Origin of the sequence: Blautia sp. An81, from assembly GCF_002161285.1 — a bacterium.
Taxonomy (GTDB): Bacteria; Bacillota; Clostridia; order Lachnospirales; family Lachnospiraceae; genus Blautia; species Blautia ornithocaccae.
The window spans coordinates 245111-262849 of the sequence record NZ_NFHH01000003.1 but is presented as its reverse complement, the minus strand read 5'-3'; the positions used below and the strand labels follow the sequence as shown (position 1 = coordinate 262849).

The 17739-nt window shown below is 45.8% G+C and carries 18 protein-coding genes and 1 pseudogene; 1 reads left to right on the top strand and 18 read right to left on the bottom strand.

All coding sequences use genetic code 11. The features are described from left to right. Nucleotides 1–3: 3 nt before the first annotated feature. The 12 genes and pseudogenes from ylqF to larC all read right to left on the bottom strand — a co-directional run bounded on the left by ylqF (nucleotide 4) and on the right by larC (nucleotide 8457). On the bottom strand, nucleotides 4–858 hold the full coding sequence (ylqF, locus tag B5G33_RS04800) for a ribosome biogenesis GTPase YlqF (protein ID WP_087416899.1): 855 nt from the start codon (nucleotides 856–858) through the stop codon (nucleotides 4–6). 16 nt (nucleotides 859–874) lie between these two features. Further along, on the bottom strand, nucleotides 875–1480 hold the full coding sequence (lepB, locus tag B5G33_RS04795; protein ID WP_087269794.1) for a signal peptidase I: 606 nt from the start codon (nucleotides 1478–1480) through the stop codon (nucleotides 875–877). Nucleotides 1481–1602: 122 nt separating this feature from the next. Beyond that, a complete protein-coding gene (gene rplS / locus B5G33_RS04790; RefSeq protein WP_087269791.1) occupies nucleotides 1603–1950 on the bottom strand; it encodes a 50S ribosomal protein L19 in 348 nt (115 codons plus the stop codon). Nucleotides 1951–2094: 144 nt separating this feature from the next. Continuing rightward, entirely contained in the window at nucleotides 2095–2334 is a 240-nt protein-coding gene (locus tag B5G33_RS22720; RefSeq protein ID WP_442856319.1) for a 4Fe-4S binding protein, read from the bottom strand. 522 nt (nucleotides 2335–2856) lie between these two features. Next, nucleotides 2857–3543: pseudogene (gene trmD / locus B5G33_RS22715) on the bottom strand (tRNA (guanosine(37)-N1)-methyltransferase TrmD); the annotation flags it as partial. A 10-nt stretch (nucleotides 3544–3553) separates the two neighbouring features. Then, nucleotides 3554–4057: a ribosome maturation factor RimM gene (rimM, locus tag B5G33_RS04780; protein ID WP_087416897.1), complete on the bottom strand. Its 504-nt coding sequence runs from the start codon at nucleotides 4055–4057 to the stop codon at nucleotides 3554–3556. Between the two features lie 83 nt (nucleotides 4058–4140). Beyond that, on the bottom strand, nucleotides 4141–4371 hold the full coding sequence (locus tag B5G33_RS04775) for a KH domain-containing protein (protein WP_087416896.1): 231 nt from the start codon (nucleotides 4369–4371) through the stop codon (nucleotides 4141–4143). Between the two features lie 17 nt (nucleotides 4372–4388). Continuing rightward, nucleotides 4389–4634: a 30S ribosomal protein S16 gene (gene rpsP / locus B5G33_RS04770; RefSeq protein WP_087269778.1), complete on the bottom strand. Its 246-nt coding sequence runs from the start codon at nucleotides 4632–4634 to the stop codon at nucleotides 4389–4391. 38 nt (nucleotides 4635–4672) lie between these two features. After that, complete coding sequence (ffh, locus tag B5G33_RS04765; protein ID WP_087269775.1) at nucleotides 4673–6019, bottom strand: signal recognition particle protein; 1347 nt, start codon at nucleotides 6017–6019, stop codon at nucleotides 4673–4675. Between the two features lie 3 nt (nucleotides 6020–6022). After that, nucleotides 6023–6367, bottom strand: coding sequence for a YlxM family DNA-binding protein (ylxM, locus tag B5G33_RS04760; protein ID WP_087269772.1), 345 nt, complete (start codon nucleotides 6365–6367; stop codon nucleotides 6023–6025). Between the two features lie 130 nt (nucleotides 6368–6497). Then, entirely contained in the window at nucleotides 6498–7310 is an 813-nt protein-coding gene (gene larE / locus B5G33_RS04755; RefSeq protein ID WP_087269768.1) for an ATP-dependent sacrificial sulfur transferase LarE, read from the bottom strand. Further along, the gene (gene larC / locus B5G33_RS04750) at nucleotides 7300–8457 is read right to left on the bottom strand and encodes a nickel insertion protein (protein ID WP_242974497.1); all 1158 of its coding nucleotides are present in this window, start codon (nucleotides 8455–8457) and stop codon (nucleotides 7300–7302) included. The genes larE and larC overlap by 11 nt, the downstream gene beginning before the upstream one ends. Before the next feature lie 177 nt (nucleotides 8458–8634). Here larC and B5G33_RS04745 point away from each other — a divergent pair, with 177 nt between their 5' ends. Continuing rightward, nucleotides 8635–9759, top strand: coding sequence for a DUF362 domain-containing protein (locus B5G33_RS04745; RefSeq protein ID WP_087416895.1), 1125 nt, complete (start codon nucleotides 8635–8637; stop codon nucleotides 9757–9759). A 119-nt stretch (nucleotides 9760–9878) separates the two neighbouring features. On the opposite strand, the gene ilvA is transcribed toward B5G33_RS04745, so the two are convergent. The 6 genes from ilvA to plsX form a co-directional block, all read right to left on the bottom strand. Then, nucleotides 9879–11090: a threonine ammonia-lyase gene (gene ilvA, locus B5G33_RS04740; RefSeq protein ID WP_087416894.1), complete on the bottom strand. Its 1212-nt coding sequence runs from the start codon at nucleotides 11088–11090 to the stop codon at nucleotides 9879–9881. Between the two features lie 19 nt (nucleotides 11091–11109). Further along, on the bottom strand, nucleotides 11110–12054 hold the full coding sequence (gene ftsY / locus B5G33_RS04735; protein ID WP_087269760.1) for a signal recognition particle-docking protein FtsY: 945 nt from the start codon (nucleotides 12052–12054) through the stop codon (nucleotides 11110–11112). A gap of 9 nt (nucleotides 12055–12063) precedes the next feature. Further along, entirely contained in the window at nucleotides 12064–15624 is a 3561-nt protein-coding gene (gene smc / locus B5G33_RS04730) for a chromosome segregation protein SMC (RefSeq protein WP_087416893.1), read from the bottom strand. Beyond that, nucleotides 15615–16325 carry a ribonuclease III gene (rnc, locus tag B5G33_RS04725; protein WP_087269753.1) on the bottom strand — a complete coding sequence of 237 codons (711 nt, stop codon included), beginning with the start codon at nucleotides 16323–16325 and terminating at the stop codon, nucleotides 15615–15617. Before rnc ends, smc begins: the two co-directional genes overlap by 10 nt. Before the next feature lie 77 nt (nucleotides 16326–16402). Continuing rightward, nucleotides 16403–16633: an acyl carrier protein gene (gene acpP, locus B5G33_RS04720; protein ID WP_087269750.1), complete on the bottom strand. Its 231-nt coding sequence runs from the start codon at nucleotides 16631–16633 to the stop codon at nucleotides 16403–16405. 12 nt (nucleotides 16634–16645) lie between these two features. Further along, entirely contained in the window at nucleotides 16646–17674 is a 1029-nt protein-coding gene (plsX, locus tag B5G33_RS04715) for a phosphate acyltransferase PlsX (RefSeq protein WP_087416892.1), read from the bottom strand. Between the last annotated feature and the right edge of the window lie 65 nt (nucleotides 17675–17739).

Here is a 17739-nt window from a genome sequence, read left to right as displayed (position 1 = left end):
TCTTTACTGCTCCTGTATCAGAGGTTTCTCCAAAGTAATCCGCCCAATCTTTCCATTTCGGAATTCCTCCAGAAGAATCCCTGCGGCTTTTCCATAGTCAAGCTCTCCGCCTTTCTGGATGCACTTCCGGTTTGATGCGATCTGCTCCAGCATAGTCAGAGGCTCCGGAGATTCTTCTATTTCGTATCTGGCCTTTAACAACCCAGGATAGTCTCTGTGGAGATATTTCAGAAGCTCCAGAGATAATTCCTCAAGATTTAATATTTCGTCTTTTATAGAGCCGACCATAGCCAATCTGGCACCTACCTGCTGGTCCTCGAACTTTGGCCAGAGGATACCGGGCGTATCCAAAAGTTCCAGACTTTTATTGATCCGGATCCACTGTTTTCCTTTGGTCACTCCCGGTTTATTTCCTGTTTTGGTACAGGCTTTTCCTGCAAAAGCATTGATAAAAGTAGATTTTCCTACATTGGGGATCCCCACCACCATAGCCCGAACAGGCCGATTTTTTATACCTCTTCTTTTGTCTCTTTCGATTTTTTCTTTACAGGCTTCCATGACCAAAGGCAGCACACCTTTCACTCCGCTTCCGCTCCTGGAATTCAGTTTCAATACATGAAATCCCTTTTCCTGAAAAAAACGGCTCCAGGCTTCATTCTGATCCGAATCTGCCAGATCTGATTTATTCAGCAGGAGAAGTCTTGCCTTATTTTTTCCCAGCTGGTCAATGTCAGGGTTTCTGCTGGATATTGGGATCCTTGCATCTACCACCTCTATGATCAGATCAATGAGCTTGATGTTTTCCTCCATCATCCGCTTCGCCTTTGTCATGTGTCCGGGATACCATTGATAATTCATATTTTTCCTCGCTTTTCTAATGTTTTACAAACCCTATCTTGTCTGCGGGATAACAGCAGAACCAGAGCTTTCCTTCAATATACTTTTCATTTATATTCTGTACTTCCGCAAACCGGCTGTCTTCACTGTTATTCCTGTTATCTCCCAGTACAAAATATTCATCTCCGTCTAATGTCACTCCATTTTCTGCCAGACCAGGATTGCTGATCTGGGGAAGGTCTCCTTCCTCTTCATATTCCTCTCCGTCAATATAGATAACGCCATCACGGATTTCTATAGTCTCTCCCGGCAGGCCGATCACCCGCTTAATATGGACAGGTGCATCATCGCTGCCATCTTTAGTGAAAGCGATGATATCTCCCCGGCCAGGGTTAGTAAATTTATAGGCCAGTTTATTGATAAAGAATCTCTCCCCGGTCTCTATAGTTGGTTCCATACTGCTTTCCTGCATTGCAATACTCTGGAAAAAAAAGATGGCCACCACTGCTGCCAGGGCCAGGGTTACTGCGATCTGGAATACCCAGGCAAAAACAGGACGTCCCTTTTCGCTTTTAATAAACTCCAGAGCCATTTCTCTCTGAAACTCTATCTTCTGTATTTTTTTCTTTTTTCTCTTTTTCATGCTGACCCCCGAATCCTGTATATAGTGGATGAGCAAAATTCGCTCGGTACTTTTTTATATGTTTAAGAAACAGGGGGCCGCTGAATGTCTCTCCACACAGCGGCCCCCTGTTTATCACCATATTATCTTACTAACTCTTTTACTTTTGCAGCTTTACCAACACGCTGTCTCAAGTAGTTCAGTTTTGCACGTCTTACTTTACCGCGTCTGATAACCTCTACCTTTTCTACATTTGGGGAATGAAGAGGCCATGTCTTTTCTACACCGATACCGTTAGAATTCTTTCTTACAGTAAATGTCTCACGGCTGCTTCCGCCCTGTTTCTTTAAAACAACACCTTCGAATACCTGGATTCTCTCACGGTTTCCCTCTTTGATCTTTCCGTGTACTCTTACTGTGTCACCTACGTTAAACTGAGGTACTTCTGCTTTCAGCTGAGCAGCTTCAATGTTTTTGATGATTTCGTTCATAATTATTCTCCTTTATCTCTGGATGTTCTTAATGCACTACGCAGCAGAGGACCATCTCTTTTTTTAAGTGAGGGCGCACTGCTCCCACCATTCACAACGGATATCATTATACTATGGGGATACTATCCTGTCAAGTAAAAAGGTTTAAAAAACCTCTGTTTTTCTGGGACTGCTGTAATTACTCTCCAGATACTGCCTTACCTGGGAACAGTCAAATCCTCTGGCACCGGCCTTGCAGACTTTTGTACAGGACATACAGTTCAGACATCTGTCCTCACAGATTTCCAGGGTCTCCTGAGAAATAGCGTTTACAGGACATTTCTGAACGCAGGCCTGGCAGTTAGTGCACAGTCCTCTGTCAAAATGTTTTTCTACCGGCTTCATCTGTTTCGGTTCTGGCCGAGGATTTCCCGGGAGACAAACAGAAAGGAAACCTTCTTCCTGGCCTTTTTCCAGTCTTTTCTTAATCTCCACTGCCAATCTCCGGAGTATCTGCTGATCCTTTTCATCTGGCCTTCCCTTTCCCAGAACAGGGGAATAGATATGAGGAATTATGGGGGCGGCTGCTCCGATGCAGATAAATCCCTGGCTCTCCAGACGTTCCTTCATCTGAGCCAGTGTGTCGTCATAATGCCGGTTTCCATAGGCTGCTATAATAACACAGGGAGTTCCTTCTCCCTGAAGGTTGGCAAAAAGAGGCTCTTCCATAACCGGAAGCTGTCCTCCGTAGACAGGTGCTGCTGCGATCAGAAGTTCTCTGGAAGAAAATTTTATTTTTTCTTTTCTCAGCTTTCTTCTGGTCAAATCTATATATCTGGGATTCTGGGTGAGATATTCTGTAAAGATCTCTGCCGCTCTTCTGGTACCTCCTGTAGGGCTGAAAACAGCAGCAGTCACTTGCCGGTTCTTCTCCAGAAGGTCCGGTCTTCTCTGTCTGGTCCTCTCCAAAGACTGTTCCATACGCCAGGACTGGATTTTTTTGTGGTCTCCTTTCAGGAGCACTTCCGGTACCTTTCTGTCCTGCCATACTTCTGGTCTGGTATAGTGAGGGTATTCCAGAAGATTATCCTGGATGGATTCAAACTGGAAAGACTCCTCATTGCTCAGCACCCCCGGCACAAATCTGGATACCGCATCGATGAGCACACAGGCTGCCAGCTCTCCTCCTGTCAGGACATAATCACCAATGGACACATAGTCTGTGACCACTTCCTCCAAAACCCGTTCATCTATTCCTTCATAATGGCCGCAGAGAAGTATCAGCTCTTCTTCCATAGCCAGTTCTTCTACCAGTGTCTGGTTCAGAACCCTGCCCTGAGGGGTCAGATAGATACATCTGGGCTTTTTTCCCTCTTTACTGCATGGTTCTGCCACCGATGTCCAGGCACGGTATACAGGCTCTGGCTGCATCACCATGCCGGCGCCGCCTCCATAAGGGTAATCATCTACCCGCATATGCTTATTATCCGAAAAATCCCGGATATTTACCGTATCCAGGGATATGGTCCCTTTCTTTACCGCCCGTCCAGTAATGCTGGTGTGGACTGCATTTTCGATCATTTCCGGAAATAAAGTCAGTACATGAAATTTCATACCCTTCCTCCTAGACCAATCCTTTTAAAAGATGGATGACCATCTTGTTTTCCTTCACATCTACCTGGCGGATACAGTCCTTGATCGCCGGGATCAGCACTTCTTTTTCCTGGGTCTGGACAATATATACGTCATTGGCCCCTGTCTCCATAACGTCTTTTATTTTTCCAAAAAGGCTTCCGTCTTCCAGAAAAACATCCATACCTATAAGATCTGCGATATAATATTCGTTTTCTCCTAAAGGCACTGCCATGTCTCTGGTCACATAGAGACTTTTTCCTTTATAGGGTTCGATCTCATTAATATCATCTACATCCTGGAATTTCAGGATCACAAACTGTTTGAAATATTTCACTCTCTGGATTTCCAGTTCACACAATTCTTTCCCTGTATCCAGGAGCACGCTGGGGAGTTTCTCAAACCTCCGGGGATCATCTGTAGTGGGAAATACCTTTACCTCTCCCCGAATGCCATGGGTGGTGGTAATGACTCCAACCTGAAGCAAATCTTCCATTTTTTCTCTCCTATATAAAAGAAGAGCTGCCGCAATAATCTTTTATTGCAACAGCCCTTTCTATGCTGTCATAAGCGAAACGCTTACTGCAAAATATCAACGACTACCTTTTTGTCGCTCTTTGAAGATGCGGCCTTTACCACTGTGCGGATAGCTTTTGCGATCCGTCCCTGGCGTCCGATCACTTTACCCATGTCGGAAGGCGCTACTTTAAGCTCTACAAGGACTGCGTCATTTTCTTCTGTCTCGGTAACAACGACTTCATCGGGACAATCTACCAGAGATTTTGCAATTACTTCTACTAATTCTTTCATTACAAAGTACCTCCCGATTATTTTTCGATACCAGCCAGCTTAAAGATCTTAGCAACTACGTCTGTAGGCTGAGCACCGTTAGCCAGCCATCTCTTTGCTGCTTCTTCATCTACTTTGTATACGCTTGGATCCTGGTTTGGATCATAGGTTCCAATCTCCTCGATGAACTTTCCATCTCTTGGGGATCTGGAATCTGCAACGATGATTCTATAGAAAGGAGCTTTTTTCTGTCCCATTCTTCTTAATCTGATTTTTACTGCCATGTTCTTTTCACCTCCTGATCTTTACTCATTCTTATATGTTAAAAGGGGAGTTTGAATTTTCCTCTTTTACCACCTTTGCCGCCCATCAGTCCGGGCATCTGCTTCATCATCTTCTTGGCCTGCTCGAACTGTTTTACCATGCGGTTAACTTCTGCCACGTCCACCCCTGCTCCTTTTGCAATCCTCGCTTTTCTGGAAGGATTCAGGATGTCAGGATTAGAACGCTCCTTTGGCGTCATAGAAAGGATCATAGCCTCTTTCCGGGCCAGTTCTTTCTCATCTACCATGCTGTCAATATCCTTTACCTGGGAACCGATGCCGGGAAGCATGCTCAGAACGCTGGACAGACCGCCCATGTTTTTCATCTGATTCATACTCTCCAGGTAATCGTCAAAGCCAAAAGTATTCTTCCGGAACTTCTGTTCCATCTCTTTTGCCTTTTCTTCATCCAGATTGGCCTGAGCCTTTTCAATGAGACTCATTACATCTCCCATTCCCAGAATACGGGAGGCCATACGCTCCGGATAAAACTGCTCCAGATCGGAAAGTTTTTCTCCCATACCTACGTAGAGGATAGGCTTTCCGCTGATAGCCTTAATGGAAAGGGCCGCACCGCCTCTGGTGTCACCATCCATCTTTGTCAGGATCACACCGTCGATGCCCACCTTGTTCTGGAAGGTCTCTGCCACATTTACCGCATCCTGTCCGGTCATGGCATCTACTACCAGAACTGTCTGATCCACAGTGAGAGCCGCTTTTATGTTCTCCAGCTCCTGCATCATATCCTCATCTATGTGAAGACGTCCTGCGGTATCTAATATCAAAACATTGTATTTTTCATTTTTTGCGTGTTCATAAGCTCCCTTGGCAATGTCCACCGGACTGTTCTTGTCACCCATAGTAAACACTTCTACGCCCTGCTTCTCTCCATTGACCTGGAGCTGCTTGATGGCTGCCGGACGGTATACGTCACAGGCTGCCAGAAGGGGCTTTCTTCCCTTGGATTTCAGCTTACCTGCCAGCTTTGCGGCAGTGGTGGTCTTACCTGCACCCTGAAGACCTGCCATCATAATGACTGTCACTTCATTTCCCGGTCTCAGGGCAAGCTCTGTGGTCTCGCTGCCCATAAGCTTTACCAGTTCTTCGTTTACGATTTTGATCACCATCTGGCCGGGATTCAGACCAGACATAACATCCTGTCCTACTGCCCGTTCCTGAACGGCTTTCATAAACTGCTTTACCACCTTGAAGCTGACGTCCGCTTCTAAGAGGGCCATTTTTACTTCCTTCAGCGCCGCTTTTACGTCCGCTTCCGTCAGACGGCCTTTTTTCCTTAAATTTTTGAACACATTCTGCAGTTTATCAGTTAAACTCTCAAATGCCATCTGCTATAACTCCTCTAAAATCTCCTGGGAAATACTTTCGATCCGGGACACCAGTTCTTCTTTGTCCAGGCTCTCACATTCCTGGCTCAGCTTATGGATACGCCGGATCTTCTCCCGGATGGAAACAAACTTTTCCACCAGATGAAGCTTTTCTTCATAGTCCTCAAGGATCCTGCTGCATCTTTTCAGATTGTCATGGACGCCCTGACGGCTGATTCCCAGTTCCTGGGCCACTTCACTGAGGGAATAGTCATTTAACACTACATCTTCATAAATTCTTCTCTGATGTTCTGTGAGAAGCTCGCCGTAAAAGTCATACAGCAGCGTCTGCTCTACTATTTTTTCCACTGACAATCACCTTGGCTATCATACATCAGGTTTTCCGTAGTGTCAAGTGTTTTTTCTTGACACCTCAAAAATTTTTTTGACAGCTCTTCAGTGTTTCAATTCTGGCCATTAGGTAAAACACCCAGAATTGCTACTGGAGATTTTCATCCATACTTCCGCTGCGGAATCCCTGGATATCCAGAGTAATGTAGGGAAATCCCATGTTTTTCAGATTTTCAGCGACAGTTTCTTTTTTGTCCAGAAATCTTCCAAAATCTTCTTTTGGGATCTCAATCCTGGCAATATCCCCGTGAAGCCGCAGCCGGACTACCGGAAATCCGATTTTTCTGAGAAATTCCTCTCCTCTGGCAATCCTTTCCAGGGTCTCCGGCTCTATCTCAGCTCCATAGGGCAGCCTTGTAGCCAGACAGGGGGTAGAAGGCCTGCTGGCTACAGATACTCCCAGCTCTCCCGCCAATCTTCTTACCTCCTCCTTGGTAAAGCCTGTCTCTGCCAGAGGACTTAGGATTCCCAGCTCCCGGATAGCCTGCAGGCCGGGTCTGTATACATGAAGATCGTCCTCATTGGTGCCTTCCAGAATCAGAGACACACCCTTTTGGGCCGCAAAATCCTTCAATCTCTGAAAGAGAGCTTTTTTGCACAGGTAACAGCGGTTTACCGGATTAAAACGGATTTCCTCTTGTTCCAGCTCATTAAGGTAAAGAATCTCATGGTTCACTCCTGCTTCCCCGGCAACCCGCCTGGCGGTTTCCAGGTCACAGGATGGGTGGAGCATGGTATCAAAGGTCACTGCATAAATCTTATGTTCCTTCTCCATAGTCCTTTTTGCTGCCATAAGGAGAAGGCTGCTGTCTACTCCGCCGGAAAAAGCGATACAGAGATCCTGTCGGGTATACTCTTTCATTTTCTCATAAAATTGTTCTTTTTTCTCTTCATATGTCATTGCTGTAACCTCCTGCCAGAGCTGCCGCCTCATCATAAACACTCCGGTAAGGCCGTCCTGTTTCTTCACAGACTTGCCTCACTGTATCATATTCCGGATAGAAAAATTTCTCTCCGTGATGACAGCAGATCTTAATTTTTACTTTATGTCCGTCCCGTAAGGTTATTTCTTCAAAGGACCTGGGAAGGATCCGACGGTTTTCTTCATATCTGCGAAGTCCGATACTGGTAGTCTCCCGGAAAATAATATTCTCCAGCTCCTCCTGCTTCTCTTTTTTGCAGATTACCTGAAGCATATAGGCCGGACGGCCTTTCTTCATAAAAATCGGAAAGCAGCTGGCGTCCAGAGCTCCAGCCTTCATCAGACGGTCAATGGCGTAACCCAGCTGTTCCCCGGAGCAGTCATCTACATTGGTCTCCAGAACCTGCACCCTGTCCTTTTCTCTTTCGTCTGCCGGAATGTCCTGTTTTTCTTCTAATATTACCCCCCGGATGATTCCGGAATTTTCTTTCTCCCAGGAGACGCCGCAGGCCCAGTCCCTGATCTCCTTCCTTCCTGTCTCTCCGGCAGGTTTTCCGTATGCGGCAAGAAAAGCTGCACTTCCAGGGGTAAGGTTCTCTTCCTTTTGGCAAGAAAAATTTACCGGCAGGGAACTTTTTTCCAGGATTCTCATAATTTCATTTGAGGGCACCAATCCTCCTTCTCCTGCTCCAAGTCCTTCTTCCAGTTCCCAGACCCTGCACTGGGAAAATCCCAGCAGCTCCATGGCTTCTGCCAAGGCCGAGAGAGAGACCAGAGAGGTCCCCTCCCCTGCCAGCTTCAGAAAAGGAGTCCCTGCAGGCATATTTGAAGCTTGCCAGAGCATTACCGCCATTTCAGAGACTTTGCTGTCTATTCCCTTCTTTCCTCTCTGTCCGGCAAAATATTTTTCTGCCCTGTCCAGTCCTATCTTTTCCCTGGCTTCCGTGATGATCCGGGCGCTATATTCTTTTCCTGATACTTTTGTTACTTCTATTTTGACAGGAAAGGAGAAACGTATTTCCAGATTTTCCTGAATCTTCTCTGGCTCCGCTCCAAGTCCCAGAAGCATTCCCAGGATTCCTTCACAGTCCATCTTTCCTTTTCCCTGTATATACAGCTCTCTCATAAATCCCTTCCTTTCCAATCTTTTGCATGCATACTGCTCATTAGTATACCACAAAAATACGAATCAGGAGAACAGTTATATTCACTCTTTCTTCATTTAGGCTAAAATTCTTATTGAATAATTCTCCCCCATTGTCTAAAATAGTAGAAAAGCTTAAAAACAGGAGGAAACAGAATTATGAGTTCTTCAAAAGTATATTTCACGGATCTTCGGGCAAAAAACGGAGACAATCTGCTCCAGAAGCTTCAGCGTCTGATCAAAACAGCAGGCATTGGAAATATCGATTTTGAAAATAAGTATGTGGCCATCAAAATCCATTTCGGAGAGCCTGGAAACCTGGCATTTCTCCGTCCCAACTATGCAAAAGCAGTAGCCGATGTAGTAAAAGAACTGGGAGGAAAACCATTCCTTACAGACTGCAATACTCTGTATGTAGGGGGAAGGAAAAACGCTCTGGGCCATCTGGACAGTGCTAACCTCAACGGCTTTAACCCTGTTACTACCGGATGCCAGATCCTGATCGCAGACGGATTAAAAGGCACAGATGAAGCCCTTGTTCCCGTAGAAGGGGGAACCTATGTAAAGGAAGCCAAAATTGGCCGGGCTGTTATGGATGCCGATATCGTCATCTCCCTGAACCATTTCAAAGGCCATGAGGCAGCCGGATTCGGAGGCGCTTTAAAAAATCTGGGTATGGGATGTGGTTCCAGAGCCGGAAAAATGGAAATGCACTCTGCCGGAAAACCCCATGTGGATCAGGACCTGTGCATTGGCTGTAAGATGTGCGCCAAAATCTGCGCCCATGACGCTCCTCAGTTTGAAAATAAAAAAGCTTATATTGACCATGAAAAATGTGTAGGCTGCGGAAGATGTATCGGTGTCTGTCCAAAAGATGCTGTGCTGGCCGCTTCCGATGAATCCAACGACATCCTGAACTGCAAGATTGCAGAATATACCAAAGCCGTAATTCAGGGGCGTCCCAGCTTCCACATCAATCTGGTCATTGACGTATCTCCTTACTGCGACTGCCACGGAGAAAATGATGCTGCCATTGTGCCAAATGTCGGAATGTTCGCCTCTTTTGATCCGGTAGCCCTGGACGTAGCCTGCGCTGATGCAGTAAATGCTCAGCCGGTGATTCAGAACAGCAAACTGGGCGACTGCGATGAGGAAGAACGGGCTGCTCATCACCATGATCACTTCCACAGCATCTTCCCGGATACCAACTGGGAATCTGCCATAGACCACGGCGTTGCCATTGGTATTGGAAATAAGGAGTATGAGCTGATTACTGTAAAATAAATCTTTCCACATAAAAAGGATGGGCCGCCGGGCAAAACGCCTGGGATTCCCATCCTTTTTCTTTTCTATAGATTTCCCCTGTCAGCAGTCCGCCTCCTGGCAATCCGTCCAACACTATTTTACAGACTTGCTGTTGCCAGTTTTGGCCGGAAACCTGCTTCCTCAAGAGCATCCAATATCTCTTTCTTATGATCTGTGCCGAAAGCTTCCATGGTAATCCTCAGTTCTACAGCAGCATTTCGATTGGTGCTGACAAACTGATTATGCTCCAGCTTGATTACATTTCCCTGTTTTGCGGCAATAATACCAGCTACCCGCACCAGTTCTCCTGGCCTGTCCGGCAGAAGAGTTGAAACTGTAAAAATCCTGTCTCTGGCGATCAGTCCGTGCTGAACCACCGAAGCCATGGTGATCACATCCATATTGCCGCCGCTTAAAATAGATACCACTTTTTTATTCTGGAATTTCAGGTGTTTTAATGCAGCAACTGTAAGAAGACCGGAATTTTCTACGATCATTTTATGATTCTCCACCATATCCAGAAAAGCCACTACCAATTCATCGTCTTCCACGGTAATGATCTCGTCTACATTCTTCTGAATATATGGGAAAATATGATCTCCCGGACGTTTTACTGCGGTTCCGTCGGCTATGGTATTTACGGCAGGAAGAGTCACCACTTCGCCTTCCTCCAGGGAAGCCTGCATACAGTTGGCGCCGGCAGGTTCCACGCCAATCACTTTGATGTTGGGATTCAGCAATTTTACAAGAGTGGAGACTCCTGTGGCCAGACCGCCTCCCCCGATAGGAACCAGGATATAATCTACCAGTGGAAGTTCTTTGATAATCTCCATAGCAATGGTTCCCTGACCGGTAGCAACTGCCGGATCATCAAAAGGATGGATAAAGGTATAGCCGTTCTTTTCGGCCAGCTCGTAAGCATGGTCACAAGCCTCGTCATACACATCTCCATAAAGGACTACTTCCGCCCCATAGCTCTTAGTCCTTTCCACTTTTATCAGAGGTGTGGTAGTAGGCATAACAATTACTGCTTTTACTCCAAATGCTTTTGCAGCATAGGCAACCCCCTGGGCGTGATTTCCTGCTGAAGCTGTGATCAAACCTTTTTCTCTCTCCTCCTGGGAAAGAGTGCTGATCTTGTAGTAAGCTCCCCGAATCTTGTAAGCTCCCGTAACCTGCATATTCTCTGGCTTTAAATATACTTTATTTCCTGTCTGGCTGCTGAAGTAATCACTGTATACCAGCTTTGTTTCCTGAGTAACTTTCTTTACAACCTCTGCTGCCTCTTCAAATTTATCTAATGTCAACATTCCTCGCCCTTCTTTCTATCTATTCCTGGTCCTGAGCTCCTGTATTAAACAGAGCATTTACAAATTCATCCGGATCAAATTTCTGAAGATCATCAATGGTCTCTCCCACTCCGATATATTTTACCGGGATCTCCAGTTCGGACTGAATTGCCACAGCGATTCCGCCTTTGGCTGTTCCGTCCAGTTTCGTCAGAATGATACCTGTAACATTGGCTACCTCGTTAAACTGTCTTGCCTGAGCCAGAGCATTCTGTCCCGTAGTTCCGTCCAGAACTACAAGAGTTTCCAGATAAGCCTCCGGGTATTCCCTGGCAATGATTTTATAAATTTTTCTCAGTTCTTCCATAAGATTTTTCTTATTGTGGAGTCTTCCAGCTGTATCACAGAGAAGCACATCTGCATCCCTGGCCTTAGCTGCCGCTATGGCATCATAGACTACAGAAGCCGGATCTGCCCCCTCCTGGCCACCGATAAGCTCTACTCCAGCCCGATTGGCCCACTGAGTAAGCTGTTCTCCTGCAGCCGCCCGAAAGGTATCTGCTGCTGCCAGTATAACTTTCTTTCCCTGACTTTTCAATTTTCCAGCCAGTTTTCCTACAGAAGTGGTCTTTCCTACTCCATTGACTCCTATGACCAGGACCACAGATTTCCGTTTTTCGAATTCATAGGCCGTCTCCCCTACCGCCATCTGCTCCTTAATGCTGTCCATAAGAAGCTGCTTGCACTGAGAAGGATCTTTAATGTGCTGCTGGGCCACCTGTTCCTTCAACCTTTCAATAATAGCCGTAGTGGTATTGATCCCTATATCTCCCATGACCAGAATTTCTTCAATCTCTTCATAAAAATCATCATCTATGCTGGAATAGCCGCTGAAGATAGAATCAATTCCAGAAACAATATTTTCTCTGGTTTTGGAAAGCCCCTCTACCAGACGTTTAAAAAAACCTTTTTTCTCTTCTGCCATAATATCCTCCTATTTATCCAGATCGCGCTCGATCAAGTCTACAGAAACCAGGGTGGATACTCCTTTTTCCTGCATGGTGATACCATAGAGACGGTCTGCCGCCGTCATGGTACCGCGTCTATGTGTTATAATAATAAACTGTGTGTTTTTTGTCAACTTATGCAGGTACTGAGCATACCTGGTAACATTAGAATCGTCCAGAGCCGCCTCGATCTCGTCCAGAAGGCAGAAGGGAGAAGGCTTCAGATTCTGGATAGCAAAAAGCAGGGCAATGGCGGTAAGGGCCTTCTCTCCTCCTGAAAGCTGCATCATATTCTGAAGCTTCTTTCCCGGAGGCTGGGAAATAATGCGGATTCCCGCTTCCAGAATATCTTCCTCCTCATCCAGCTCGATGGTTCCCTTTCCTCCTCCGAAAAGCTCTTTGAAAGCCTTGTCAAACTCAGTTCGGATCTGTGCAAACTTCTCTTCGAACTGACGTCTCATACCTGTATCCAATTCCTGAATGATTCCCAGAAGTGTTTCTTCCGATTTCACCAGATCTTCATGCTGGGTCTTCATAAAATCATGGCGCTGGGAGATTTCTTTGTATTCTTCAATAGCATTTACATTTACATTTCCCAGCTGCCGGATCTCTGTCTTGATCTGCTGAATCTCCTTCTTGATCTCGTTTCTCTCTTTTGTCTCTTCCAGAGCCTGTTCTTTTGCCTGGCCGTATGTAAGCTCATACTCTTCCCACATATAATTTGTCTGGGATTCCTGCTCTTCTTCCAGTTTTTCCTTCTGCCCCTGAAGGCGGTAACTCTCCTTATCAAGAAGATTCATTCTGGATGACAGTTCATCCCTTCTGGCAAAGAACCCTTTGTGTTCTCTGGTCATCTCCTCTTTCCTGCCCAGGGCTTCTTTCATCTTTTCCTGGTCTCTCCTGGTTTCCTCTTCTCCGGCCTTTATGGTCTCCTTGAGCTGGGAGATTTCTTTTTCTTTTTGAAGGATATCTTCTTTGCCCTGTTCCATGCTGGCTCTCAGACTATCCTTCTGTCTCTCAAAATTCATAATTTCTTCCCGGATACGGTTCAGGTTTTCCAGGACAAATCCCTGTCTGGAGGTAAAGCCTGCAGATTCCAGATGGATTTTTTCCAGACTTGCGGAAATCTCGGCCTCTTTTTTCTTCTTTTCTTCCAAAAGGGTCTGATTTTTATTGATTTCCTCTTCCAGATGTTTTTCCTGACTGTCGCTGGTCTCCAGTTCTAACTGGATAGACGCTGTATTTTCCCGGATTTCTCTGATCTGTTTCTCCAGGTCTTCCTTCTCCAGTTTCAGGCTTTCATATTCCTTACGGATTTCTTCTTTCTTTCCACCCATAGAATCCAGATTGACCTGAACGGTATTCTCCCGGATATACTGCTCCTGGAGCTGCTCCTGAATGGAGGCTGCCTGGTCTCTGCACTGGTTTCTCTTATTCCGGTACTCCTCCAGTTTTTTCTGCATATCCTCCATATCTTTTTTCAGTTTTTCCACTGCATCCTGAAGTTCTTCAATCTCTCTGCGTCTTCCCAGAAGATTGCTGTTGTTTTTAAAGGAACCTCCGGTAAGGGAGCCTCCCGGATTTAAGGATTCTCCCTCCAGAGTCACCATACGGATGCTGTAGTGATATTTTCTGGCTATAGCGATTCCATGGTCAATATGGTCCACTACCAGAGTCCTTCCCAGAAGATATACGGCAAGACCCTGATATTCCTGGGCGACTTTGACCAGGTCACTGGCAATCCCTATTACCCCAGGCTCCCCCAAAGCCTGAGGATTATTCAGGGGCTTCTTATTATTCATACTGGTAAGGGGCAGGAATGTGGCTCTTCCGTATTTATTTTTCTTCAGGAAACTGATCAGCTCTTTTGCTGTTTCCTCATTATCTGTAACAATATTCTGGATACTGCCCCCCAAGGCTGTCTCAATAGCTGTTTCATACTCCTTTTCCACTTTGAGGATATCTGCTACTACTCCGCGGATTCCCGGCACCCTCTTTTTCTGTTCCATGACTCTTCGGATGCTGTTTCCATATCCATCATAGCGTTCTGTAATATTCCGCAGGGATTCCAGCCTGGAAGCCTCTCTGTGGTAAGCAGTCTGCCCTACTTCCAGCTGCTGGTTTCCCCTGGATATCTCCGCCTGATACTTTTTGATCTGATCTTCACACCGGTTTCCCTGGCGTATCAGCTTTTCAATAGTCTCTTCGATTTCCTTCTTCTCTTCCAGATACTTTTCCCCGGAATCCTGGAGCTTTGCCGCCTCACTCTTTAACGTAAGATATTTCTGGTTCAGCTCTGTTCTGCGCAGAGAATTCTGTTCCATCATCGTATCGTAACGCTGAAGCTTTCCTTTGGTGGAAGCCCGCAGGTTCAGGATTTCTATGATCTCATTTTTATCTCTCTCCACCTTTTCTTCCAGGCTGTGGATTTCCATTGCAGTGTCTTTAAAAGTTCCCTGGGTTTCTTCCAGAGACTTCTGGAAGGCTTTGATTTTTTCCGCCAGTTCTGCCTTTTCTGCCTGGCATTTTTCCGCTTCTTCTCTCCGTTTTTCCAGATCCTCTTCCAGATTTTTCATACGGTCTTCATACTGGATATCCCTCTGGCGGCCAGAGTTTATCTGTTCCTGCAGGATATGTATCTGGTTTTCCAGCTGCTGTTTCTTTAAAGTCTTCTCTGTAGATTCCTCTCTTGCTGCCTGGATTTCTTCCTCCAGTTTTTCCAGCTCTTTTTCCAGCCTGTCATATTCTGTCCTGGTGGTCTCAAAATCCTTTGCTGTCTCTTCCAGATCCGACTGAACAATCTGATATTTTCCTTCCGTCTCCTTCATTTGGCTGCGGATACGTTCCATCTCTGCCAAGAACATCTGGATATCCAGCTGTTTCAGAGTCTCCTTTTTCTTCAGATAGACCCTGGCCGTCTCAGACTGCTTCTCCAGGGGTACAAGCTGTCTGGACAGCTCTCCCAGGATATCCCGGACTCTTGTGAGATTCTGCTGCTCTTCTTCCAGCTTTTTCAGTGCAGTATTCTTTCTTCTTTTAAACTTTACGATTCCTGCCGCTTCGTCAAAAAGTTCCCGACGCTCTTCAGGCTTTCCGCTTAAAATCTTATCAATCTGTCCCTGTCCGATGATAGAGTATCCTTCTTTGCCAATACCTGTATCGTAAAACAGTTCATTTACATCTTTCAGCCGGCAGGCAGTACCATTAAGCAGGTATTCACTTTCCCCTGAACGGTAAAGCCTTCTGGCTATGGTCACTTCCTGATAATCAATGGGCAGTTTGTGGTCACTGTTATCCAAGGTAATGGCCACATAGGCAAAGCCCAGAGGTTTTCTGGTCTCTGTGCCGGAAAAAATAACGTCCTGCATATTTCCTCCACGGAGCTGCTTGGCACTCTGCTCTCCCAGAACCCAGCGCACTGCATCTGCTACGTTGCTTTTTCCACTTCCATTGGGGCCTACTATCGCTGTGATGCCATTATGAAATTCAAAGGTAATTTTATTGGCAAAGGACTTAAACCCCTGCACGTCAATACTTTTTAGATACATAAGTCACCCTTTTTGCTCTTCAGTTTTTTAATGGCACAGTATGCTGCCTGCTGCTCTGCTCCTTTCTTGGTATGGCCGCATCCCTCTCCCAGAACCCGGTTTCCCAGCACGGCTTCCACATAGAAGGACTTGTTGTGATCCGGTCCTTCCTCTTTTACAAGTACATAGTGGACGTCTTCCTCATACTGTCCCTGGACAATCTCCTGAAGTGTAGTCTTGCTATCATAAAAGAGCTCCTTATTCTCAATATCATTTAAAATAAACCTGTGAATAAACTCTTTTGCATTAGCAAAACCACCATCCAGATAAATGGCGCCTATCAGTGCTTCCATAGCATCTGATACGATAGAGTCCCGTTTTCTTCCTCCCGTAGCCTCTTCCCCTTTTCCCAGAAGAAGATAATCTCCCAGTGGAATCTCCCTGGCGCACAGGGCCAACGTAGGCTCACAGACCATGCTGGCTCTTTTCTTTGTCAGTTCGCCTTCCGGCATATCCTGAAATTTATGGAACAGAAATTCACTGGATGTAACCTCCAGTACCGCATCTCCCAGAAATTCCAGTCTCTCATTATTCCCGCTGTAAGGAATATGGTGTTCGTTGGCATAAGAACTGTGGGTCATGGCGTTAATGAGAAGCTGAAAGTTCTCAAACTCATATCCAATCTTCTTTTCCAACTCCAAAAATTTTCTTGTATCTTTCATACGCTCTCCTTCGCAAGGAAATGGGATGCCTTCTGCTGTATTCAAGATTCCCCCAGCTCCGAAGACATCCCTGATCCTTAGCCTACTAATTTCTTGATCTTTTCTACTGCATCTCCCACAGAAACAATCTGTTCTACCTCCTCTGTGGGAATTTCAATGTCAAATTCTTCTTCAATGCCCATCATAATTTGGAAAACATCCAGAGAATCCGCTCCCAAGTCATCTACAAAAGTGGTGTCCAAAGCCACCTCCGCAGTATCAACATTTAAAACTTCAGCAATTATCTTCTGTAATTTTTCCAATTCCATGACATGCCCTCCTTATCCTTCTTTTTTCTCTTCTTTAGAAACCGAAAGGTTTTCTCCAATTCTCTCATTGATCTGCTGTTCTTTAAAAGAGATACACTGGATGATGGAATTTTTAAATTCGGTCTCTTTGGAATTTCCATGGCATTTCACCACCAGGCCCCGAAGCCCCAGAAGAGGCGCTCCGCCATAGTGACTCGCATCAAAGCTTTTCAGAGTGCTCTTTAAAGCCGGTTTGATCAGAAGCGCTCCGATCTTACTGCGAAGGGAAGACATCAGCCCTTCTTTTACCTTGGAAAGAAGGGTGGCCCCCAGCCCTTCATACAGTTTCAGGATCACATTTCCCACAAAGGCCTCTGTAACAATAACATCAGCTGCTCCTGAAGGGATTTCTCTTGCTTCAATGCTGCCGACAAAATTAATATCTTTACATTCTCTCAGCAAAGGATAGGTTTCCTTTACCAGGGCGTTTCCTTTCTCCTCTTCCACTCCGATGTTTACGATACCTACCCGGGGATTTTTTACTCCTACCACATGCTCCATATAAATTGAGCCCATTTTAGCAAACTGAACCAGATGAGAAGCTCTGGCATCTACGTTGGCGCCACAGTCAATGAGAAGGGATACTCCATTCTTTGTAGGGATAAGAGGGGCAAGAGGGGCTCTTTCTACTCCCCGGATCCTTCCCACGATGGTTGTACCTCCTACCAAAATAGCTCCGGAGCTTCCTGCAGATACAAAAGCATCCGCTTCTCCTTTCTTTACCATCTTCATAGCCACTACAATGGAAGAGTCTTTTTTCCCTCTGATAGCTGCCACCGGCGGCTCTCCTGTTTCGATCACCTGACTGGCGTTGATCACCCGAATCCTTTCTTTGGGGTAAGAACAGGCTGACAGTTCTTTTTCTATCACTTCCTGTTTTCCTACCAGCAGCACTTCCACATTTTCTTTTTCCTTTACGGCAGCTACTGCACCTTTTACAGCCTCTGTGGGAGCATAATCTCCTCCCATAGCATCTACTGCCACTCTGATCAAATTCTCCATGTCAATCCTCCTGTCATACTAACAATGATTGTACTAGACATCTGTAAAAAATGCAAGAGGCCGCC